Annotated in this window: 21 protein-coding genes; 18 read left to right on the top strand and 3 right to left on the bottom strand. The window is 53.7% G+C overall.

What is annotated here, in order from left to right:
• Position 1 precedes the first annotated feature (1 nt).
• From ACULPM_RS08265 to ACULPM_RS08180, 18 genes are all read left to right on the top strand, one after another.
• Positions 2 to 1276, top strand: coding sequence for a glycosyltransferase family 4 protein (locus ACULPM_RS08265; RefSeq protein ID WP_445332021.1), 1275 nt, complete (start codon positions 2 to 4; stop codon positions 1274 to 1276).
• A 3-nt stretch (positions 1277 to 1279) separates the two neighbouring features.
• Positions 1280 to 2425 (top strand): radical SAM protein, encoded by a 1146-nt coding sequence (locus ACULPM_RS08260; protein WP_445332022.1) that lies wholly within the window; start codon positions 1280 to 1282, stop codon positions 2423 to 2425.
• A gap of 1 nt (position 2426) precedes the next feature.
• On the top strand, positions 2427 to 3539 hold the full coding sequence (locus tag ACULPM_RS08255) for a polysaccharide pyruvyl transferase family protein (protein WP_445332023.1): 1113 nt from the start codon (positions 2427 to 2429) through the stop codon (positions 3537 to 3539).
• Between the two features lie 35 nt (positions 3540 to 3574).
• Complete coding sequence (locus ACULPM_RS08250) at positions 3575 to 4630, top strand: Coenzyme F420 hydrogenase/dehydrogenase, beta subunit C-terminal domain (RefSeq protein WP_445332024.1); 1056 nt, start codon at positions 3575 to 3577, stop codon at positions 4628 to 4630.
• Between the two features lie 80 nt (positions 4631 to 4710).
• A complete protein-coding gene (locus tag ACULPM_RS08245; protein WP_445332025.1) occupies positions 4711 to 5811 on the top strand; it encodes a glycosyltransferase in 1101 nt (366 codons plus the stop codon).
• A gap of 55 nt (positions 5812 to 5866) precedes the next feature.
• Positions 5867 to 7192 (top strand): hypothetical protein, encoded by a 1326-nt coding sequence (locus tag ACULPM_RS08240; protein WP_445332026.1) that lies wholly within the window; start codon positions 5867 to 5869, stop codon positions 7190 to 7192.
• Positions 7177 to 8124 (top strand): hypothetical protein, encoded by a 948-nt coding sequence (locus tag ACULPM_RS08235; protein WP_445332027.1) that lies wholly within the window; start codon positions 7177 to 7179, stop codon positions 8122 to 8124. The genes ACULPM_RS08240 and ACULPM_RS08235 overlap by 16 nt, the downstream gene beginning before the upstream one ends.
• On the top strand, positions 8033 to 9553 hold the full coding sequence (locus ACULPM_RS08230; protein ID WP_445332028.1) for a lipopolysaccharide biosynthesis protein: 1521 nt from the start codon (positions 8033 to 8035) through the stop codon (positions 9551 to 9553). The genes ACULPM_RS08235 and ACULPM_RS08230 overlap by 92 nt, the downstream gene beginning before the upstream one ends.
• Before the next feature lie 281 nt (positions 9554 to 9834).
• Positions 9835 to 10635, top strand: coding sequence for an NAD-dependent epimerase/dehydratase family protein (locus ACULPM_RS08225; protein ID WP_445332029.1), 801 nt, complete (start codon positions 9835 to 9837; stop codon positions 10633 to 10635).
• Positions 10636 to 11003: 368 nt separating this feature from the next.
• Positions 11004 to 12023: an NAD-dependent epimerase/dehydratase family protein gene (locus tag ACULPM_RS08220; protein ID WP_445332030.1), complete on the top strand. Its 1020-nt coding sequence runs from the start codon at positions 11004 to 11006 to the stop codon at positions 12021 to 12023.
• 65 nt (positions 12024 to 12088) lie between these two features.
• Complete coding sequence (locus ACULPM_RS08215) at positions 12089 to 13348, top strand: nucleotide sugar dehydrogenase (protein ID WP_445332031.1); 1260 nt, start codon at positions 12089 to 12091, stop codon at positions 13346 to 13348.
• 2 nt (positions 13349 to 13350) lie between these two features.
• Entirely contained in the window at positions 13351 to 14253 is a 903-nt protein-coding gene (rfbA, locus tag ACULPM_RS08210) for a glucose-1-phosphate thymidylyltransferase RfbA (RefSeq protein ID WP_445332032.1), read from the top strand.
• Positions 14254 to 14386: 133 nt separating this feature from the next.
• On the top strand, positions 14387 to 15319 hold the full coding sequence (locus ACULPM_RS08205; protein ID WP_445332033.1) for a hypothetical protein: 933 nt from the start codon (positions 14387 to 14389) through the stop codon (positions 15317 to 15319).
• Positions 15320 to 15867: 548 nt separating this feature from the next.
• Positions 15868 to 16605, top strand: a complete 738-nt coding sequence (locus ACULPM_RS08200; RefSeq protein ID WP_445332034.1) for a hypothetical protein — start codon at positions 15868 to 15870, stop codon at positions 16603 to 16605.
• Positions 16606 to 16672: 67 nt separating this feature from the next.
• Positions 16673 to 17689 carry a toll/interleukin-1 receptor domain-containing protein gene (locus ACULPM_RS08195; RefSeq protein ID WP_445332035.1) on the top strand — a complete coding sequence of 339 codons (1017 nt, stop codon included), beginning with the start codon at positions 16673 to 16675 and terminating at the stop codon, positions 17687 to 17689.
• A gap of 429 nt (positions 17690 to 18118) precedes the next feature.
• Positions 18119 to 19411, top strand: coding sequence for an AAA family ATPase (locus ACULPM_RS08190; RefSeq protein ID WP_445332036.1), 1293 nt, complete (start codon positions 18119 to 18121; stop codon positions 19409 to 19411).
• Positions 19401 to 20039, top strand: a complete 639-nt coding sequence (locus ACULPM_RS08185; RefSeq protein ID WP_445332037.1) for an RloB family protein — start codon at positions 19401 to 19403, stop codon at positions 20037 to 20039. The genes ACULPM_RS08190 and ACULPM_RS08185 overlap by 11 nt, the downstream gene beginning before the upstream one ends.
• A gap of 60 nt (positions 20040 to 20099) precedes the next feature.
• The gene (locus ACULPM_RS08180) at positions 20100 to 21233 is read left to right on the top strand and encodes an AbiH family protein (protein ID WP_445332038.1); all 1134 of its coding nucleotides are present in this window, start codon (positions 20100 to 20102) and stop codon (positions 21231 to 21233) included.
• Here the strand turns inward: ACULPM_RS08180 and ACULPM_RS08175 are convergent.
• From ACULPM_RS08175 to ACULPM_RS08165, 3 genes are all read right to left on the bottom strand, one after another.
• Entirely contained in the window at positions 21211 to 21585 is a 375-nt protein-coding gene (locus tag ACULPM_RS08175; RefSeq protein WP_445332039.1) for a nucleotidyl transferase AbiEii/AbiGii toxin family protein, read from the bottom strand. The genes ACULPM_RS08180 and ACULPM_RS08175 overlap by 23 nt on opposite strands.
• A 145-nt stretch (positions 21586 to 21730) precedes the next feature.
• Positions 21731 to 21940 carry a nucleotidyl transferase AbiEii/AbiGii toxin family protein gene (locus tag ACULPM_RS08170; protein ID WP_445332040.1) on the bottom strand — a complete coding sequence of 70 codons (210 nt, stop codon included), beginning with the start codon at positions 21938 to 21940 and terminating at the stop codon, positions 21731 to 21733.
• On the bottom strand, positions 21928 to 22686 hold the full coding sequence (locus tag ACULPM_RS08165; protein ID WP_445332041.1) for a type IV toxin-antitoxin system AbiEi family antitoxin domain-containing protein: 759 nt from the start codon (positions 22684 to 22686) through the stop codon (positions 21928 to 21930). The genes ACULPM_RS08170 and ACULPM_RS08165 overlap by 13 nt, the downstream gene beginning before the upstream one ends.
• Between the last annotated feature and the right edge of the window lie 326 nt (positions 22687 to 23012).

The raw sequence follows: 23012 nt of genomic DNA, 5'->3' as shown, positions 1-23012 counted from the left end.
GGTGCGCATTCTCTTCGTGAACAAGTTCCTATTTCGAAAGGGCGGGTCGGAGACGTACCTGTTTGACGTTGCCGACGCACTTAGGGACAAAGGGCATGAGGTCGGCTTCTTCTCAATGCAAGACGAGAGGAACATTCCCTGCGAACAGGAGAAGTACTTCGTATCCAACTCGGATTATTCCGGTCGCGCCTCTTTTTTTAAGCAAGCGAGAGAAGCCGCAACACTCGTCTACTCGCCTGAGGCGAAGCGTAAGTTTGGTGCACTCCTGAATGACTATAGACCTGACGTGGTTCATCTGAATCTCGTCCACCGGCAGATCACCCTCTCAATTCTCGACGCCCCCTATCTCAAGAGGAACTCGGTCCCGGTCGTTTATACCGCGCATGATTTCATTCCCGTATGTCCCAACTGCACGTTCCTGGATGGCTCTGGAAACGTGTGCGAAGCCTGCCTTGACGGAAAGTTTCGACACTGTGTTCAGAGAAAATGCGTGAAGAGCTCTGCGGCAAAAAGCCTCCTTGCTGCCGCGGAGGCGCGTTTCTTGAGACTCCACGGCAGCTATCAAAAGATTGAACGCTACATCGCGCCTTCTGAGTTCATGCGTTCGCAGCTCGTGCGGGGCGGGTTTCCTGCCGAGGACGTTGTTGTCATGAGGAACTTCCTTCCTCAACGAAGAGCGGAGTCCCTTTCCTTGAAGCCGAGCGAAAAGGGTCCATACTTCCTTTATTTCGGGCGCCTTTCACAGGAGAAGGGCATCGACGTTCTAATCGAGGCATTTTCTGATGCTGCTAAGGTGCTTCCTGAGGAGTGGCGGCTGAGAATCGTTGGAACTGGACCGTCTGAGAGCGATCTCAAGCGGCGGGCGATGGAAGCGGGGATTGCCGACAGAGTCGATTTCCTCGGTTTCCGCATGGGCGACGATCTCGAGAGCTTAATCAGGGCTGCCGCATGGACGGTGTTTCCGTCTATCTGGTACGAGAACATGCCCTACTCCGTTGTGGAGTCGCTTGCGGCTGGCGTACCGGTTGTTGGGAGTCACCTTGGCGGTGTCCCAGAGCTTGTCAAGGACGGTGACACCGGACTAATTTGCGAAGCGGGAGATGCTCGATCGCTCGCAAAAGCCCTCGTGCGTGCTGTGACAATGCCGCCGGCAGATTACCGGCGTATGGCAACTTCCGGTCGCGCCTTTGTGCAGGACACATGCTCCCAGGAGAAATACGTGCGAGACCTTACCTCACTTTATGAGGAACTGATATCTGCAAAGAAAGGCAACTGATATATGGCAGACAAGAAGCTCAACGGCACTGTGATCGTCACCTACCGCTGCAACGCGCGATGCAACATGTGCAGCCGCTTCAAGGCACCGTCCCGTCCAGAAGAGGAGCTCTCGCTCGAGACGATCAAGAAGCTCCCGCGCATGTACTTCACCAACATCACGGGTGGCGAGCCGTTCATTCGTACAGACCTCAAGGACATCGTGCGCGAGCTCTACAAGAAGAGTGACCGTATCGTCATCTCTACCAACGGGTACTTCACCGATCGAATCCTCGACCTCTGTGAGGAGTTCCCCGAGGTGGGAATTCGCGTCTCTATCGAGGGACTTGAGGAGACCAACAACGAGATTCGCGGGCTTCCAAACGGATTCCAACGCGGATACCAGACGCTCAAGAAGCTCGTTGAGATGAAGCATCCGGACGTTGGTTTCGGTATGACTGTTCAGGACAAGAACGCCAAGGATCTCGTCCCGCTCTACAAGCTGTCCGACGAGCTTGGAATGGAGTTTGCGACTGCGTCCCTCCACAACAGCTTCTATTTTGTCGAGGCGCACAACATCATCCACGATCGCCCAATGGTTGCCAAGAACTTCGAAGAACTTGTGAATGAGCTCCTCAAGTCTAAGAGCCCCAAGAAGTGGTTCCGAGCATACTTCAACCATGGACTTATCAACTACATCTACGGACAAAAGCGCCTGCTCCCATGCGACATGGCGTTCGACACGTTCTTCATTGATCCGTACGGCGATGTTATGCCCTGCAACGGCACCAAAGACAAGGAGGTCATGGGTAACCTCAACGAGCAGAGCTGGGACGAGCTTTGGAACAGCCCTGAGGCCGAGAGGGTTCGCGCGAAGGTGCGCCATTGCGACCGCAACTGCTGGATGATCGGCTCCGTCTCGCCCGCCATGCACAAGTACATCTGGAAGCCGGCCGCCTGGGTTCTTAGGCACAAGCTCAAGCCGGGTAAGAAGTACGACATGCATGAGCTCAAGGTCGTTCGTGACTACGAGGATGGTCGCGTTTCCAAGGAAGAGCTCGACGCTCTTTCGACTTGCGATATGGAGGCTACGGTTAACGATGGTCTCTCTGAGGCGAGTCGCGCTGACGCTCACGTGTACGAGACCAATGAGGCATTGAGGGAGAACTAGAGTGAAGGTCTCCGTTATTACGCGTCACGCGATTACAAACTACGGATCGCTTCTACAGGCTCTCGGTACACAAAGGGCGGTAGAGTCTCTCGGGCACGAGTGCGAGATTGTTGACTATATCAGGGCAGATGAGTCACCCACACATCTCGAGGCTGCTCTCCTCAAGCATAAACCATCTTGGAACAGCTCACTTCCAAAGCGTGCGCTATATCTTGCCCTTCGCCAGCCTGAAAGTATTGCTGGTTGGATAAAGTTTGCTAGCGAAAGAAAAAAGTTTTTAAAGTTATCCAAGAGTTACCGGTCTGCTGAAGAGCTCAGTTCAAACCCACCCACTGCTGACGTATACATGACAGGCAGCGACCAGGTTTGGGGACCAACTTCATCTGACGAATATGACCCGTCGTATCTGCTTTCGTTTGCACCAGACGATGCTCCCAAGGTTTCATATGCTGCGAGTTTTGGAAAGAGAGTTCCGTCGGGTGCAGCTGAGGCAATGTTTCAACGCCTTCTTTCGCATTACAGCGAAATTGCCGTAAGGGAAGACTCTGCGGTTCAGCAACTTAGTTCATGGGGCATCCATGCGAAGCAGGTTCTTGATCCCACACTGCTTCTTACGGGCGATGATTGGAGAAGCTTTGCTGGTAAAGCTGCTCGACGCCCTCCTTATGTGCTTGTTTATCAAATTCATAATGACTCGAGGGTTGGTCGATATGCCAAAAAAGCGGCCAACAGACTTGGTCTCCCACTAATTAGGGTATCGGTTTGCCTGCATCAGATTTGTCGTGAGGGCAGGCTTAAGCTTCTCCCGGATATTCGGGAGTTCATCAATTTGATAGATGGCACTCAACTGCTCATTACGGATTCTTTTCATGGTACTGCTTTCGCCATAAACTTAAATACATCCTTTGTTGAATTTCTTCCAGATAACGGTACAGAGTTAAGAAACGCTAGCATTTTGCGACTTACCGGACTTGAGAGCAGGATTCCTAAGGGAGATGACCTGTCGCTTGTCGAAAAGACTATTGATTTTGGACCTGTGAACAAGGTGCTTTCTCTTGAACGGAAGCGCTCGCTTAGTGTAATGCGCTCCATGATAGAGGGGGGCCAGCTTTGAGAACTGTTTGCGCGAAAGATATGTGTGCCGGCTGCATGGCCTGCATAGACATCTGCGCTCATGGTGCGATTCAAATACAAGATGACATACGGGCCTATAACGCTGTAATCGATGCCGACAAGTGCATCAATTGCGGACTGTGTGATCAACTGTGCCAGCAAAATCATCCTGCCAGCCTGAGGGAGCCGCTTGAATGGAAGCAGGGTTGGGCCGTAGATTCTGAAGAGCGAGTCACTTCGTCTTCTGGTGGAGTTGCAGCCGCAATATCCAAAGCTTTTGTAAATCACGGCGGAGTTGTCTGTTCCTGCGCATTTAGAGACGGTCGATTTGGCTTTGAGATTGCTGAATCTGGGAATGATCTTGAAAGATTTAAGGGATCCAAGTATGTTAAAAGCGATCCGACAGGCGCATATCGAACGGTTCGTTCTCTTCTGCGGACAGGCCGTTGCGTACTCTTTATCGGCTTACCTTGTCAGGTTTCATCCATGCGAAACTACTGCAGTGATGACGAAAAACTCTTTACTATCGATTTGATTTGTCATGGAACCCCCTCACCAAAGATTCTTAAAGGATTTCTTGCTGAACATGGATTTGATATGCGAAGAGCATTGAATATCGGTTTTCGCAAGAAGACGAACTTTGCAGTGTATTATGACGGAAATAGTGTGGATGTTCCCAACGTTACAGATTGCTACTCAATCGCTTTTTTGAATGGACTTGACTATACGGAAAACTGCTATTCATGCAAATATGCCCAGGGTAAGCGAGTTGCTGACATAACAATCGGTGATTCTTGGGGTACAGATTTGAAGCAAGAGATTCCCCTTGGGGTATCCTTGTTACTTGTGCAGACTAAGAAAGGCAAGGGCCTTTTAAGCTCGTCTGGGATAGAGCTTCACAGCGTTGATATTGAGGCGGCTGTAAAGAATAACTCTCAGCTTATGCGTCCCTCAGCAAAACCATCTCAACGGTTGAAGTTCCTAAGTTTGTTACGCAAAAAAACGTTTGATACCGCTACGCGGCGGTGCCTATTTCTGTCTTGCGGCAAGCAGAATTTAAAGCGGTTATTGATTAGATTGAATTTAATATAGCATATAAAGAGTTAAATAATCTGTATCAGACAGATAATTGTACTGCTACAAAATAATAGCCTTAGATAGAATGTAGAAATATGCAGATTAAAGAAATGAATGTTCTGATGGTAATGCCGTCACTATCCGGTGGCGGAGCCGAGCGAGTTGCTGTTGCACTATCAAAATATCTTACTCAGAACAATGCGAGTTTCACGTTTTTACTTACCAAGTCAAGTGAGATAGCATACGAATTGCCTGATGACGTTAAGGTTCTCTACGAAGGATTTGGTTCGAGAACCACCCCGTTTGCTCAAATTAGATCAATAAGAAACGCTCTTAGGTGTGAGAAGTACTCGGTTGTAATCTCTTTCTTGCCATTTCAGAATATATATTCATTAATTGCTGGAATTGGCTTAGACGTCAAAACAGTGGTCTCAATAAGGAATTTCCCAGCATGTAAATCTATTCACATGCTTCTCAAGAATGTAATTACGAGAGTAGCTTACTCTGTCTTGGCGGATGGCATTGTTTTTCAGACGAGCAGGCAGGCAAAACTATTTCCGGCGTCACTGCAAAAAAGGGGGGTGGTAATTCCCAACCCGCTTTCATCGAATTTACCGGAGCGTTGCCGTGAAAATAGAAGAAACGTAATTACAGCGTCAGGTAGACTGACTCAACAAAAAAACTATCCAATGATGCTAAAGGCATTCAAGAATGTACATGATCAATATCCTGAATATGAATTAGAGATTTATGGGTCTGGAGAACTGGAGAGTGCACTTAAAACTCTGAGTGCTGAGCTGGGTATCAGGAAATTTGTCCACTTCAAAGGGTTCCAAGAAGATGCAATGGAAAGAATTGCATCTTCAACATTATTTGTGATGACGTCAGACTGGGAGGGAATGTCCAATTCCCTAATGGAGGCACTGGCGATGGGGGTCCCTGTTGTATGCACAAGATGTCAGGGCGGTGGGGCCGAAGAGCTTATTGTTGATGGAGTTAACGGGCTTTTAGTTGATAGAAACGACGTCTTAGGACTTTCGAATGCAATCTGTGCCGTGCTTGATGATCCTGACATGGCTTGCAGACTTTCGACTAATGCTCAGCGAATCAAGGAAATGCTTTCCTTTGAAAAAGTCGGAAGAAACTGGGCTCAATATCTTCTGGAGATTACTTCGAATAACGAGTGTGTGATTTGATGAGCTTTGATGTCGTCGGGTCGATTTGAGATTGGCCCATATATTGGAGTTCCAGATGAATCAATACCTCAAATACAATTATACAAAGCTCCTCGGAATACGAATCGACGGCATTATTCAATATTTTCTAATATACATAATGCTTTTAATTCCGGGCAGTACATTTGTCTATATCACTGGAGGATCTGAAATATATTATCTGCTTGTAGCGATTTTCTCTGTTGCGCTACTGCTGGTTAAGAAAGTGAGGGAGTCTTACGGGATTATTTTCTGTGGTGTTTTACTAATATCTACATTATTAACACGAGCGTTGAGCGGAGGCGCGGGGATAGATTCATGGTTACAACTCGCCGGCTGTGTAGCAATTACTCAGATGGCTATATGCTGTAATTACGAGCGTTTTCTTGATCGTTGGATTCGCTCTGTCGTTGTGTTTGCCCTAATTAGTATAGTTCTCTGGGCGATATTATGTGCCTTTCCTTCGCTGGTTACTACATTATTGGGCCCATCTTTTCTTGTAGACACCATCGGAACTTATCCATGGCAGACCTACGAGTACGGCTCTGGACAATTGTTTTATTCATGGCTTGATATACACTCGACTAGGAACTGCGGCCTGTACACTGAACCGGGGAAGTACCAAGTTGTTTTGAACTCGGCATTGTTTGTATTGTTGTTCTGGAGAGACAGGCTTCGATTTAGAGGAGAGCTTGGATATAAATTATCTCTTTTCACCATAGTCGTTGCTTTAGTAAGCTGCCAATCGACCACGGGCTATATTGGCATGGCCGCGATCCTTGTCGTTTATGTCCTCTTTTTTAGACAGAAAAAAGAGTTAGGAAATGCAAAGTATTACATAATAGGAATAATCCTTGTTCTTATGATTTCGTTGCTGGCGGATTATTATCTCAATGCAGATAAAAGCATTCTTCATCAGCAGGTTATCTCGAAAATATTCGGTAATACTGGATTTGATCTTTCCTCAGGAACGGGAATCTACCGTGCTGAAATGATTGAACTCTGCATATCTACGATATTATCAAACCCGCTTGGAGTTGGCTACGATCGCCTGTTTCAGCTTGCTTCGGGTTTTGGAGGCGGCGGGCTGGTCGCTGCTAGCTTGGTGCAGTTTGGCGCGGTATACGGCATAATTCCGTGGATAGCCGCTCTCTTCCTAATTGTCTATCCCGTCATTAAGGGTTGTTCGGCGCCAACAGCCGTTCTTTTCGTTTTTTTGTTTGTTAACACGACGCTTGCACAGACTCACTTCTTATACACAAGCCTGCTTATGATTCCGATGTATCTTGCAATAGGCCAAGGCTGGCCTCTTCGCAGGGTCGAGGCCGCGCCGAAAGGGGGCTCCAATTGGGGAAGACGCTAGTCCTTGTGCCTGATGACACTATGTATTATTTCTCAAGGTTCAAGTCCGGAGAGGTTGTATTCGCGTCCGTTTTCCGGTGCAGCTTGATGTGGGCTCTCCGCATCCTTAGGCTAATGCCAGGCTTATGTACTTTGCTTTACGGCAAATGGGTCGGCCGCATCGAAGACTATTCTAAAATCATTGTTTTTGACTATGCCGCCTTGTATGCCCCGACATTGCTTGAAGACATTTCGCGTCGGACAGATACCCGGGAGCTGTATCTGTATTCATGGAACGTAAATCTTTCAAAAGAGGGTATCGCGAAGCTTATTGTTGATGCGAAAAAAACGGGCTTCTCACTCTTCTCCTACGATGAACAATTCTGTTCCAGAAATAATTTCAGATTCAACACGATAATGTATGATCCTTCCATATGTGCCTCTCAGGACAAGTTTATATCTGATGTCTATTTTCTGGGGAAAGCTAAGGACAGGATTGACGCAGTAGAAAAGGCGAAGGCCCTTTTCGACGAGGCTGGGCTGTCAACTGATTTCACTGTCGTTGCCAATGCGAGCGAGAAGGTTGATGTGCCGGGGGCGAAACTCGTCAATGGTTACATCTCATACGAGGAAAACATAAAAAAGCTTGGTCAAAGCAGGGCAGTGCTCGATGTAGCTCAGGTTGGACAGGTGGGCTACTCCATGAGAGTCATGGAGTCGATTTTCCTCGAGAGGAAGTTAATCACCACTAACAGTCATGTCGAAGATTCGGCATTCTTCCAATATGGAAACGTCCTTATCTTGACGCGCTCGACTACTTCCGACGAAATTAGGAACTTCATAGATCGTCCGTTCGTTCGGTATGGGCAGGAGATCCGCGATTACTACTCGATCGAGCGGTGGGTCGAACGTTTCTGTCCTGGCAACGAATCGTCCGGAATGGGGGAGGGCTAAAGTGCTTGGGATTTTGAGTAAGGAGGCTAGGTCTGCGACTGCCTACACACTCGCATCTGTAATCTCGCGAGGCCTTGCTATTGTCTCCATGCCAATCTTCACCAGGATCATGACCCCAGCGGACATTGGTGTGGTGAATTTGTATACCTCTTGGTATTCAATGATTAGCATCGTTTCGACGCTTGCGCTCACGTCGGGAGGCTATTCCCTTGCGATGAAGGAGTTCGCTGAAAAAAGGGATGCCTACGAGTCGTCGGTGCTGGCCTTGACTACTATTATGGCCTTCATAATAGGGTCGGCTTTTCTGGCATTCACCGGTTTCTTTGTTGGCCTCACGGGTCTGTCGCCGACCCTACTCGCCCTGATGTTTGTCGGCCTGCTTGTAAGCCCCGCATGGGACTTTTGGACATTGCGCCAGCGATTCGAGTACAGGTACCGGCTCTCGTTCGTCCTTTCCGTCCTATCGGCGGTTTTGGCGACGGCGCTGTCGGTCGGTGCTGTCCTGTTTGTTAGCTCGCAGCAGGCGCAGGTTAATCTTGCGGAAGCCCGACTTGTGGCGAACTACTGTGTCATCTATGGCTTCGCAGGCTTCATGTGGTGCGTTCTCATGGCCCGTGGCAGGACGTTCTACAATCGGCGCTTCTGGCGCTTCTCCCTTAGCCTCAGCCTTCCCTTGATAGGGTATTCGATTGCGAATCAGATTCTTAACGTCTCCGATCGCGTTATGATAGCGAATATGGTGGGTGAGGCAGAGACGGGTATTTATGGCGTTCTCTACACGGCTAGCAGCATATCTCTGTTCTTTTGGTCCTCGATAAACTCATCTTATATCCCCTATCTCTTTCAACACATTGATGATGAAGGACACAGTGGGGTTCGCGAAACGTCGACAGCGTTATTTGGGACGTTCTCTTTGGTCTCGGTTCTGATTTCTTGGATGGCGCCAGAAATCATCAGAGTTCTGGCAACTGAGGAGTATCTATCCGCAGTGTCAATCATGCCGCCTATCGCTGCTGGGGTGTTTCTCACATCGATGTCTAACATGTATTCCAACATACTTGTTTATTATAAAAAGACTAAGTACATCATGTTTGCTGCCGTGGGGGCAGCCGTGGTGAACGTACTCCTTAATATGTTGGCAATTCCGATCTTTGGCTATGGCGCGGCAGCTTACTCGACCTTGATTAGCTATGTCGTGCTGGCTGCATCCCAATATGCATGGGCTAATAGGGCATGTAAAGAGGCGGGCAGAAAATTGGCGGTATACGAAGATGGGAAGCTGGCATTATTGGCTGTCATATCGATGGTAGCCACTATGCTTGGAATTCCTCTTTACAGTATGGATTTTATCCGTTACGCAGCCTGCATACTGCTGGTTGTGGCGGCGGCCTGCCTCTTCCTTCGCTCGAAGAGAATGAGGGAGGTGTGACAGAATAAGGCTAGTCGACAGGTCGGACGTGCTTCTTGGCTTCAGTGTAAACTAGCCCGGTAAATGGCTACTATCAAGAATAGAATAAATAGTTAATGCATAAACTTACGGACCAGATAATACGTTAGTCAATACTTACTGCACTTTGAAATATACAGACGCTTAAGGGTGCGTAGGCGACCCTAGCGTACTACTAACATAAAACAGTTTTCATATCATAGCGGCTCTGGGATGCGAGAACTGTGGGCAAAATCGCCCTTTATCCAGATTGGAAGACTAAAATGAGAATTGCGGTTACAGGAGCGAACGGGTTTCTCGGCATGGGAGTCGTGCGGGAGCTGATGTCTCGTGGGTACGATGTGATTGCGGTCGATAAAACAACCGATCGTGTCAAGGAGGCCACGTCATGTGTTAATGCCAGCGTCTTCGAGATGATTGATCCTTACGCTGAGATGGGAGAACCCGACTGCGTAGTTCATCTGGCGTGGCGTGAAGGGTTCAAGCATAACTCAGACGCCCATATTGAAGACCTGCCGTTCCACATCAAGCTCGTCGGAAAACTCGCAGCATCGCCTCTTAAGCGTCTCGCCATCATGGGCAGTATGCACGAGGTCGGATACTTCGAGGGCGGGATTCGCGCAGGCACTCCGTGCAACCCGGAGAGTATGTACGGAATAGCAAAGAACGCGCTTAGACAGGCAGCTGAGCTTCTATGCGGGGGTTCAGGTACCGAGCTGCAGTGGCTACGCGGATACTATATCGTTGATAACACCCCGTATGGATCCTCGATATTCTCGAAGATTTGTCAGGCGGCCGCAGAGGGAAGGCGAACGTTCCCATTTACTATGGGGCAAAACCAGTACGACTTCTTGGACTACCCTGACTTTTGCGACCAGGTCGCAAATATCGTGACAGGTGGTACTGGAGCGGGAGTCTATAATATATCCTCCGGGCGCCCAGAAAAGCTTGCTGACCGTGTGGAGCGGTTCATCGAGGAGAACGGGTTCGACATCGAGCTGGAGTATGGCGCATTTCCAGACAGGCCGTATGACTCTCCTGCCGTTTGGGGCGCTCGGCGATAATGGTCTTGTATCCCGAATTGCTAAATATAAAAACTCAACCTATTAAACAGTTTATATAATTTGTATTTCGCTGTCCGATTGACTTGGCGGGCCTCGTTTTCGTGTTGGCGGATGCCGTGCTCCTACCCAAAATCGTTGTGAAGGTCGATTCGTATTATCTTGACTATGTATTAAGGAAAAGCAGTTTATGTTGTTTGCGTCATGCTGGGCATGCTCTCATTGCAAACTATTGGATGAGTTTCCGACTTTTCCATTGTTTTGAATGTCAGTGAGGCGGCTAATGTCCTGTTAGTCGCTTTGCCGTTCATTAAATAAACTTAAAATATATTAAATTAATTCGTCTCGGAAGAAAAGTGACGGAGGGCAGAATGGGTAAATTGTTGGTCACTGGCGCGGTCGGCTTCATCGGCTCATTCCTGTGCAAGCGACTCATAGAGGATGGCTGTTGGGAGGTTGCCGGACTCGATAACATGAACGACTATTACGATCCCGGCATCAAAGAGGGGCGACTCCGGATGCTGTATGACGTCGATTCAGAAGGGCGCTTCACTTTCGTTCGCGGCGATCTCACCGATGCCGTTCTCGTGGAGCGCCTCTTCGCTGAGAATGATTTCGACGTTGTCGTAAACCTCGCTGCTCAGGCGGGCGTGCGTTACTCGATTGACAATCCGAGGGCGTATGTCGACTCCAACCTTATTGGATTCTACAACATTCTCGAAGCATGCCGTCACCATCCGGTGAGGCATCTTGTCTTCGCTTCTTCTTCCTCGGTGTACGGTGGCAACGAAAAGGTGCCTTTCTCGGAGGCGGATCAGGTAGACCATCCTGTGTCGCTTTATGCCGCCACCAAGAAGGCCAACGAGCTCATGGCCCACGCGTACTCAAAGCTCTATAACATTCCCTGCACGGGCCTTCGCTTTTTCACGGTCTACGGTCCCATGGGGCGACCCGACATGGCGTACTTCAAGTTCGCCAATACTCTTCGCGCGGGGGGAACCATCCAGATCTACAACATGGGTGACTGCCGACGTGATTTTACGTACGTTGATGATATTGTCGAGGGTATCGTGCGCGTCATGGACCGTGCCCCCGAGGACTGCGGCACGGGCGCGAGGTACAAGATCTACAACATCGGCAATTCAGAGCCGGTGCAGCTGCTTGAGTTCGTTGACACACTTCAGCATGTGCTCGTGGAGGAGGGCGTTCTTCCTGAGGACTATGACTTCGACGCCCATAAGGAGCTCGTTCCCATGCAGCCGGGCGACGTGGTCGAGACCTACGCCGACTGCTCTGAGCTTCAGCGCGACTTCGGCTACAGGCCGACAACGAGGCTCGAGGACGGTCTGCGTGCGTTTGCAAGGTGGTATCGGGAGTACTGCAGGCTCTGAGCGTTCCTGATTGGCTCTAAGCGGGGCTGGGCTCCGATCGTGTTCTTTGACAATTGGAGAGTGGAATGAAAATCGCGGTTGCAGGTACCGGTTACGTTGGTCTGTCCCTTGCCGTTCTTCTTGCTCAGCATAACGAGGTTCGCGCGCTGGACATTGTTCCTGAGAAGGTTACGATGCTCAATCGATTTCAGTCTCCCATCCGCGATGCGGAGATTGAGCGGTTTCTTGCGGAGGCGAAGTCAGGGGAAAGAGCGCTTGATCTTATCGCTACGCGCGAGGCGGGGGAGGCCTATGGCGGAGCTGAGTACGTTGTTGTAGCGACGCCGACTAACTACGATCCCGCCCGGAACTACTTCGACACCTCTTCGGTTGAGGCTGCGATTGCTGCAGTCCGTTTGGTGAATTCCGATGCGTGGATCGTTATCAAGTCGACGATTCCCGTTGGCTATACGGAACGCCTACGCGCGGAGCGTGGCGATACGCGTATCATTTTCTCGCCGGAGTTCCTGCGTGAGGGGCATGCGCTGTACGACAACCTGCACCCCAGTCGAATTGTGGTGGGCGCGCCCGCGGACGATGCTGAGGCTCGCGCTGCCGCCGAACGATTCGCGGCCCTCCTCGCTGACGGCGCCGATCCCGCTGAGCGCGCGCGCGTGAACGAAGACGGCTCGAAGGGCATCCCTGAACTCGTGCTTGGCCTCACGGAGGCGGAGGCAGTCAAGCTCTTTGCTAATACCTATCTGGCGCTGCGTGTCTCCTACTTCAACGAGCTCGATACCTACTGTGAGGTGCGTGGGCTCTCTACTGCTGATGTTATCCGTGGTGTGTGCCTTGAACCGCGCATCGGGTCGTTTTACAACAACCCATCTTTCGGCTATGGCGGGTATTGTCTACCCAAGGATACCAAGCAGCTACTTGCCAACTACAAGGATGTCCCACAGAACCTCATTGAGGCCATTGTGGACTCCAACCGTACGCGCAAGGATCACGTGGCGGATGAGGTGCTCACGCGAGTGAATGAGCTCGTGTACTCGGGGGTTGCGGCGCCTATGGTGGGCGTGTATCGCCTCACCATGAAGAGCGGGTCGGATAACTTCCGTGCCTCCTCGGTCCAGGGCATCATGAAGCGCGTGAAAGCTAAGGGTGTGCCCGTGGTGGTTTACGAGCCAACACTGGACGATGCGACTTTCTTTGGGTCTGAGGTCACGCATGATCTTGCGGCGTTCAAGGAGCGCTGCGATCTTATCGTTGCCAACCGCTGGAGCGATGAGCTCTCGGACGTGGCGGGGAAGGTTTATACGCGCGATCTGTTTAGGCGTGATTAGCCATGAAGGGCATCATCCTCGCGGGCGGCTCGGGCACGCGCCTCTACCCGCTCACCACGGTCACGTCGAAGCAGCTCCTGCCCGTCTACGACAAGCCGATGGTCTACTACCCGCTCTCCACGCTCATGCTGGCGGGCATCCGCGACATCCTGATCATCTCCACGCCCGAGGACCTCCCCAACTTCGAGCGCCTGCTCGGGGACGGCTCGGACTTCGGGATCTCGCTCTCCTACGCCGTGCAGCCCGAGCCCAACGGCCTCGCCCAGGCCTTCGTCATCGGGCGCGACTTCGCGGGCGGCGACCCCTGCGCGCTCGTCCTCGGGGACAACATCTTCTACGGCAACGGCCTCTCCCGGCACCTGCGCCGCGCCGCCAGGAACGCCGAGGCGGGCCGCGCCACGGTCTTCGGCTACCGCGTGGACGACCCGGAGCGCTTCGGCGTCGTGGAGTTCGACGAGAACTACAACGCCATCTCCATCGAGGAGAAGCCCGAGCACCCCAAGAGCAGCTACGCCGTGACGGGGCTCTACTTCTACGACGGCCGCGTGTGCGACTTCGCGGCGCGCGTGGAGCCCTCGGCCCGCGGCGAGTACGAGATCACGGACCTCAACCGGATGTACCTCGAGGACGGCTCGCTCGACGTGGTGACGCTCGGGCGCGGCTACGCCTGGCTCGACACCGGCACCATGGAGTCGCTCTTCGAGGCCTCCCAGTTCGTGCGCACGGTGGAGACCGCCCAGGACCTGCCGGTCTCCGTCCCCGAGGAGATCGCCTACGAGAACGGCTGGGTCTCCCGCGAGCGCCTGCTCGAGTGCGCGGAGCGCTACGGCAAGTCCAACTACGGCGCCCACCTGAGGACCGTGGCCGAGGGCAAGATCGCTCCCGACAGGCCGTACGGGGAGTAGGAGAAAGACGGGCCTGGTGCCTCGGCGCAGCCCGACGGCGAGCGGCCGAAGATTGTTGCCCGCGAACATGTCTACCGATACGTGTGAGATGTCTTTCCCAGACCGAATGTGAGGTAACGAGCTAGGAGGGAGCATGGCGTCTTTAGATGTTTCTGTGGAACAGCCGCGTGATCAGGCTGTCACTCTCTGCAAAGAGGGGGTAATGGTGTCCTACATCGGAGATAGCTACTCTTGGGGGAAGTACGAGACAGACGAAGGCTCGGTACTCTACTCACTTGACTTGGATACGGATTGGGCTGAGGCTGGACAGCCCCTGTATCCGGTGGTTTCGGATGATGAGGGCATGCGACGGCTGTTGCTCGGCGGTTATCCACAGTCTCATCTGTATGGTAACGCGGATGTTGACCGATTTGTTACTCAGGCTGCCGTATGGATATACGAGCATGGGGAGGGCTCTCTTGCCGATGACTTTAAAAATGGCAGCGATCCATATGGTCTGATGGATGGCTATATTATTCCTCTCGTGAATAAGGCGCGTGAGGCAGAGGGTGTTAAGAGCGGACGGGGGTGGACGCTCCTCCAGTGTGCCGACGGAGCTGTCTCCGACGGTGGGGAGGGGGAGTTCTCCTCACCGGCAATAACGGTCGACGCGCCCGCTGAATCCATTGTCTCGGTTGAGCTCGGAGATTCAATGGACAAGATGGGGGCCTATGTTGTAGACGACCGGGGGGATGAGCGCTATAACTTTGGAGATGGAGAACGGCTCTGGGTCAGAATTCCTTCCGCTGCCGCTATATCGATGGAAGACGTTGGTCTAACTGCGACCGCAGAGGTCAGAGAGCCTTACGTCGTGTCGTACCGGACATCACTTGACGATAACTATGAGCATCTGGTCGGGCTCAACGATGAACCAGTGCTGATTACGGCAAGACTGATCATTCCCGTCGATAGCTTTGTGGGTCGACTTGGCTCTGCGGGCCTCTTTATGGGCTTTGTTCTCTTCGTCGTTATTGTCTGCATTGCGTTTCGCTCCGTTGCTTTGAGGCGTCGGCGTTCGGGTAATTGACGATGGGTACGTTTGTCACCTGTATGGCGTCGCTTGTGTGCTGCGCCTTACTGGCACTCTCGCCTCGGCTCGCATCCGGCATCACCCTGCTGCTTGTTGCGATTACCTGCCTCTTCGCCGCAAGGACAGTGTGTGAGGTTTCGTTTGAGGGGGCGCGGGGGAAACTGTTGCGTCATGCGTGTACGGCATGTCTTGTCATGGCGTGCTTTTTCAGCGCGCTGTGTCTTATTGGGGAGCTTGAATTCCTGGGCCCGGTTGAGCGGTGGCTTTCCGCACGAGGCATCGAGGCGAAGGAGACGGGGGAGTCAGTCATGTCCATTGCGTCCCTGTGCTTATCTTGCGTTGCGGCGGCTGCGGTGTCGGAAAGCGAACGGGGCGAGCGGTAGCTGATTTTGGCCTTCTCGGTCGTATTCAACTGGAAGCGCGTGCATTCTTCGACGCTCTTCAAGTAATCCACTGCTATCAGGAAGGCGAGTGTCGGACAAGCAAATCATAAGCGAAGCGCAAAATCTTTCTATTTTGATATTAATGCATTATAGGGAGTGAGAATGGAACAAGTGTTCGAGCGTTTCTCTCTGTACGATTTCTTTAATCTGTTGTTTAGCGGCGGACTGCTCATTCTTGGTCTCCAGATTCTTGGATTTCCCGTCATTTCGCATATTGAGCATGGGATTGGACTGCCGGATAACGAGGTCGTGTACCTGCTCTTTATGCTTCTGGTCTGCTATGTTACTGGGTTCATCCTTCAGGGCATGGGGTCCTGGTTTGATTGGCACGTCTTCCGCAGCCAGACCCGGATGGTTAACGCCCTTCTCTCCGATAGCGGCAGCATTGTTCACAACAAAGCAAAGCTGCGGGTATATCAGTCCAAGGCAAGGGAAATCCTTCGGAGGAAGAAAATCGCGCTCAGAGAGCGGGCTTTCTCTGGAGAGCAGAGCGAATACATCTTTGCCTATTGCAGCTATGTCATTCAGATGAGCGGGCGCTGTGCCAAGGCGGAGAAGATGCGCGCGCTCAAGGGCTTGGCGATGCAGTGGTCGGTATGCTTTGCGATGCTTGCCGTCCTAGGGATTGTGCCCTTTAGCTGCCAGGTTGCGCGATCTGCCCCTCTTGCTGACATGGTATGGACTCTTCTCATGATAGGCACCTGCGCGATTCTTGCCGTCGTGTGCTTCTTTCGAATGCGAGAGAACCTGAAGTACTGGATACGGATGGTGCTCGCAATGTACGAGGCTCTCGATGATTTGGGTCTTGCGGGAAATGGGCAGCGCAGGAGCGAGGGGTAGTTCTTCTCGACCTTCCTTTTATGTCGAGGGTGTTGTCTTGTAATTGGATTACGTGGAGGTGCTGCGCATGTTTTACCGAAAGCCCGGTCGTGTCTTCGTCAGCTGGTCGGGGAGGACGAGCAAGGCTATCGCAAGGGCGCTCAAAGGCGCAATTGAGTCGGCTTTTCCTCGTGAAGAAGTGACTGTTTTCTTCTCGGACAGGGATATCGCGGCAGGGTCTGAATGGTACCAGCGTATCAAGAGGGAGCTTCGGGAGAGTTCGGTCGGCATCATCTGCCTCACTCCAGAAAACATCGATGCCCCGTGGGTTTACTTTGAGGCGGGCGCTATGGCTATGCGCTATGATCGCCCGGCTGTGGTGCCCCTTCTTGTGAACGTTGAGTTGCCGGAAAGGTCTCCGCTCAGGCAGCTTCACTGCCGCAATCTTGATGAAGATGGGATGGTCTCGCTGCTGGAGGAGATTACAATCCGATGTGGCGTTGAGCGGATAACTCCGAAGCAGATTCGCTGTCTTGCGGCCGGGGCGTATGAGCTGGTCAAGCGCGGAGCAGGCGGAGCCCTTGCTCGGGCCGAGGAGAGGCTGCCGCTTCTCAAGGGGGGCATCTACCCCAAGGGGGAGTGCTATGTGAGGCGAGGAAGCGTCTTTATCTCATCCCCGATGACGAGCGTGGGGAAGTCAAAGGAATATGAGAGTCTTCAGAAGTCGATTACCCAGCTGACAAAGGAGCTTAAGCGACTGGGGTACGAGGTCTTTTACGGCGGAGTCGACGTTAAGCACATGAGCGAGCTCGGTCAGGCGACCCGTATTCCGCCCGAGAACTTTGAGGCCCTCAAGCATGCCGAATACGTGGTCCTTCTCTATCCAAAGCTGCTGGCCACGAGCTCTCTCATCGAGGTTGGATATGCACTCGCGCTCGGCAAGGAGATTGTGATCTTTGCAAAGGAGGGGGAGCGGATGCCCCTGGTGCTCTCGGGGCTGAGCGTCCCGCTTCCCAACGTGAGGAAGTACGTCGTGCCAAGCATGAGGGAAGCGGCGAAGATGGTGAGGGAGAACGGTTCCTTCGTCCTAGAGGGCGGGGCATAGGGTCAGGTGGCACACGTATGCTCGGGGTGAAGAGAGGGACGCCGGAAATCGGGATGCCGCTGGCATCGGATGGCGCCCGTTATGTGCGGGGCAATCGATGCCGCATCGAATGATTTGGACGAAAGGGTGTGTCTGAGAGGGCGGCGGCTCCAAAAGCTGCCGCATTTCTTTCAAGGCATGGCGCCTCGTCACGCAGGATAGGCCACTGTTTTCCGAGGCTATTCGTACGTGGGAATATCGTCTCGCGGTGTATTTCAGCTGAGATGCCCGATTTCCTGAGGAGCTGCCTGCCGACGGGCTGATGGCGAACATGATGGGCACGTTTAATAACGCCGGCCATATTGAGAATACTACCCATGTTTTTGTGGACAAACCACAAAAACATGGGTAGTATTCTCAATATGAGGCCAATTATAGAGGAGTTATAAGATGTTGCTCGAATTTAGATGCGAGAACTTCCGCTCCTTCAGGGAAGAAGCCTCCATCTCGATGCTCCCCGTAAATGCCTATAAAGAGCATCCGGATAACCTGATTCCCGTACGCGTGCCCGGATCGAATGCCGAAGGGGTTCTCTCGGTGGCGGTGCTCTATGGCACCAATGCCTCCGGAAAGACCAACCTGCTTCGTGCCGTTGACTTTGCCCGGGGACTCATCGTAGGCGTTATACATCCCGGGCATCTGCAGAAGAGGAACAACTTTGTGGGTGATGTCCGGCCGACGAGGTTTGGCTTCTCGTTCATCGTCGATGGAGAGAGATACGAGTATGACTTTGCCCTCGACGAAAGGGGCGTCGTCGAGGAGGAGCTCCGCCTTCGGCCGAAGGCGGAGCGCCTCGTCTTCAGAAGGACTCGCCTTGACAACGGGGAGTATGAGGTCAAGCAGGGATCGAAGTATCCGGGTGTCGTGACGCGGCTCAGGGGCTATTCGGACAACGGGCTGATTCTTGGAATGCTTGCAAAGTACGGCATCGGTCCGTGTTCGGCCGCCATTGACTGGTTCTCGAACTCTCTCTCAATTATCAACCGTGATGACCCCATCGAGTACGGCTCTCTGTTGGAGAAGCTTGTCCGCATAGGCAAAGATAATTTTGAGAAGGTCATTACGGCCATAGGGTCTGCTGATCTCGGCATCGCTGGGGCCCAGCTGGCGGTTGACGAGATGACAGAGGCCGACCGCGCTATCCAAAGGGAGGCGGTTGACAAGCTCGAGGCCATTTTTGAGGCTCTTGTCGGGCAGAAGCTCGATGGCGGCATTCTCGTTCCCGACAAGAAGGTGGCGCTTCAGTTCCGTCATATTATAGACAGGAGGGGGGTTGGATTCGGCTTGGAGAATGAGTCCTTAGGTACGATTACCATGCTCGATCTTGCCGCCGACCTGATTGGCGCGATTGATGCCGGGAAGACGCTGTTTGTCGACGAGGCGGAGCGGAGCCTTCATCCGGTTCTCCTTAAAAACCTCGTCAGCCTGTTCTCCGACCGCAGTCTCAACAGGAGAGGGGCCCAACTCGTATTTACCACGCACGACCTCTCCTTCCTGTCGAACGACTTGCTTCGGCGCGATCAGATTTGGTTCGTGCAAAAGGATGCCGAATCGGGTGCTTCCGAGCTCTACCCCCTCTCGTCCTTCTCGCCGCGAAAGGACGAGAGCCTGATGAATCGCTATCTTTACGGCGCGTACGGTGCCGTCCCCTTCATAGACGGGATTCTTCCAGATGGTCGTTAGGGGGAGGGCGTCACGCGGCGCCCGCGGACAGAGAAGAAGGGAAAAGCCCGTCGTGCTCATCGCCTGCGAGGGCGAAACCGAACGGCGGTACTTTGCTGACATCAAGCGACGCTTCCGCGCGAACTGGGTTGAGGTCTATAAGCCTCACTGCAACGATCCGAGGGGAATCGTTGCGGCGGCTCGCCGGAGGTGGCGCGAGCTTGTGCGCAAGGGGCTTTATGTTGAGCCTTGGGTGGTGTTTGACGCGGAGTCCCGCGAGGACGAGGGTCCTCGCGGGTATTCGGAGGCAATTGCCTTGGCGGAGAAGGCGGGGATTTCCGTCGCCAACTCAAGCCCTTCATTTGAGTACTGGATTCTGCTTCACTACGTTCCCGGGGTTCTGATTGATAGCCCGAGCGATGCCGAACGCGAGCTGGGCAGGGATGGCAGGATTCTCGGATACGAGAAGCCCGGCTTGCCCTACGAGGATCTATGGACGAGGTATCTGAGCGGGGTTCCATCAAAAGCAGCCAGAGCCCGGAGGTCGGCGCTCGCCGACGATGGCTTCAATGAGAGGATGGGCAGGCCGGTGACGTACGTGGACGGACTGGTTGACCGGCTGGCCGAGATTGCCGGCGACAGAGGGTAAAGTGTGGTCTAGCGGGGTTGCTTGCTGCTGAGTTTGCCTAGCAGAACGCGAGGAGAGTCCATGGATAAGCATGTGCACCAGCTCATCATTATCGGGAATGGCTTTGATCTTGCCTGCGGGCTCAGGTCCAGCTTCAGTGACTTTTTCGCAACCCGGTACGACAAGGACGGGAACTGCCTTCTGTCGCCCGACGGGCTGACTGCGTGGGACATCATTCTCAGTGGTGTCGAAGAAGACGACCCGCTCTGGTGTGACGTTGAAGCCATCGTGGCAAAGTGGGCTGTGGGGGAAGACGGGCATGGCCAGCTCGCCCGGGCACTTGGCTCGGTTTTTCCTGAGGAGGGACTTTCCGCCCCAAGAGAGGAGCTTCTTGCCGCAGTTGACGATATTGCTAAGAACGTCGATTATCACCTGCATATTATCAAGAGCAGGGGCACCTATCCGGGAAATAACGGAATGTACGAGGAGGCGTTCGAGTTTCTTCTCTCGGAGCTTCATCGGTTTGAAGAGGCCTTTGCTGACTACCTATCTGGCCAGGTCGTGAGTTCGGCGCTCGATTATTCGCGTGCGGCAGAAAGGGGGCTCACGATACTCGCCCGCGGCAGCTCTCGCTCACCGAGCGGCGGCGCTCTTAAGGCGCCTCCGACATCCGTTATCAACTTCAACTATACGTGGCCCCCTTGCGCGGACCCCAGCTCACCCTGGTCCAATATTGAAGTTCACAATGTACATGGTTCTCTCGGGTCAGGCGACATCGTTATTGGCATCGACGGGAAGGATATCAAGGACGATTCTCTGGCGCTTCCTTTTACCAAGACATACAGGCTCCTTGCCCTTGAGCCAATTGAGCATGGAAGCCTGGTTCACCCGGCGGGCTCCGAGTGTCCCACGAACTGCATCAAGTTCTACGGTCACTCGTTGGCGGAGGCGGACTACTCGTACTTCCAGGCTATCTTCGATGATGTGGACCTGTACGGAAGCGACGTTGCCCTCATCTTCTATTACTCTGGGTACAAGGACTCATCAGGGAAGGATATCCCTGACGGGGAGCTCCGCGGGCGACAGTACAAGATGGTCAGCCATCTCCTGACAGCCTACGGCAAGACGCTCGACAACTCTGCTCACGGAGACAACCTCATGCATAAGCTTCTTCTCGAGGGGCGACTGAGCATCAAACGGTTGGAGATTGCCTAGTTCGACTTTGCATGGGGATGAGCTGGCTCTCGAGCTCCGCTTCCCTGTCGGCGAACCGCTCGGTGCGCCCGGTGAGAGGCTGGGGGAACCGAGCCGAGAGCGAGGCGTAGTAAAGTATCGCCCGGTGTGCGAGGAGCTCGTTCTCCTTGTCGGTGCTGGTGAGGACGCGTTTGAGGTTGCAGATGTCGTAGAGGTCGCGCACCTTCACCCGGTCGAAGAGGGCCTTGGTCTTGCCTCCGGCAAGCTCCGCATCGCAGAAAGTGACGATTCGCGCGTCCGGTCTGACGGCGCACGGCCTTGCGGCTGGAGGGGCGAGCGGGGAGCGGCTGAGGAATACGCAGTCGACCTTCACATGGTCGGGGCCCCAGTCCCCCCCGGTAGCGAAGCATGAATGTCCTGCCCGCGTGCTCGGATCGCGTGGGAGGTACGTCGTAGCCGAGGTGGCGGGCCACCCCCTCTATGCCCCGTTCGACGCGAGGCCGCTCTTAAAGCATTTTCTACCGGTCGGCCGCGCCGACATAAGAGACGTCGATGTCGACCGACAACCTCGGAGCGTCGAGCACGAACAGGTTTATCGCCGTCCCACCGTGCATCGCGAGTTTTCCCGCGAGGTCAGGGTGGCGTCCCATCTCCTCCATCAGGTCCAGCAGGCGTTCGACCTTGTCGACCGTTCTCGGGGCGAATCCCTCCATGCTCACCGCGCCCATGACGCGACCTCCTCTTCCGTCTCCGGAAGCCTCATGTTCCACCTGCTCGACCATCCTCTGGTCGCGGCAGCCCTCTTGTCGAATTTTGAGACCGTCCCAGCGCTTGCTTGACGCAGCCGGTCGATCACGTCGGCCGGGATGCGCCACCCCTCAGACTTGGCTTCCAGTAGCCATCCAACGCGTGCAGCCATGGACGCGCTGTCGGCGATTGCGAGTGAGGCCGCCTGATCGGCGTCTAGGTAGGGCAGCGCAGAGAGTGATCGCACTACCTCCTCAATGCCCCCCGCCCACTCGGGGTGCTTGAGACAGTCGAAGAGCGTCTGCTCCCGTGTGGTCACGAGGATAGAGCCGAACGCCCTCCCGCGCACCCTCTGGGTCAAGAGGATGTCACCCCCAGGGTGGGGGATGAAGCGTATTCCGTGGAATGAGAACGGCGAACGTGCCGCCTCGGTGCGGAACCGGCACTCGAATCCGACGTTGTGTGCGACGCCGTGCGCCTCGAGGGCGCTGTGGTAGGAGAGGATGGCATCGGGGTCGAGCGCGGCGGCGACCTCGTAGGGATCGACGCCGGCACCCTCGAACCTGCCGGCGTTCGAGACGTAGAGGCCCCTGCGGACGCGCTCGACTGACCCGCCGACGACCGCCGCCTTGAGCTGTTGCCTCGCTGCGTCGCGCGAGTCGGCAGCCGCAAGCAGCGCCTCGGTGGTGAACGCGTGGTGGCGGGCTATGTACTCGGAGAACTTCATACTTACGGATTAAAGCACAAAAGGTAGTAAATAGCTACCTTTTCCATGAGAATCTGTAAGTCGAGGACGCCTTCCAACTCCTCTGCGAGTCTCGCCATGCGCGCCGTGGAGCTGCCGTGGGGCTTCCTCGGATGTTTCCGCGGCATGGCCGCTCAGAGGCTTTGGCGCTGCCTCTGGTGGCCCTGCCGGGAGGAGCAGGCTAGGCGCTTGGTTCCGCTTCAAGTCGCGCTGCTGTTTGCGCCGAGGACGAGGTCGGCCCGGTGATGGCATCCATGTCGTGACCTGTCGCGTCGATGGCCACCGCACTTGAGGTTAGGAGACAGCTT

The sequence above is a fragment of the Thermophilibacter sp. ZX-H3 genome, from assembly GCF_052599055.1.
The sequence above is the reverse complement of the archived record's forward strand: the minus strand, read 5'-3'. Positions and strand labels throughout refer to the sequence as shown.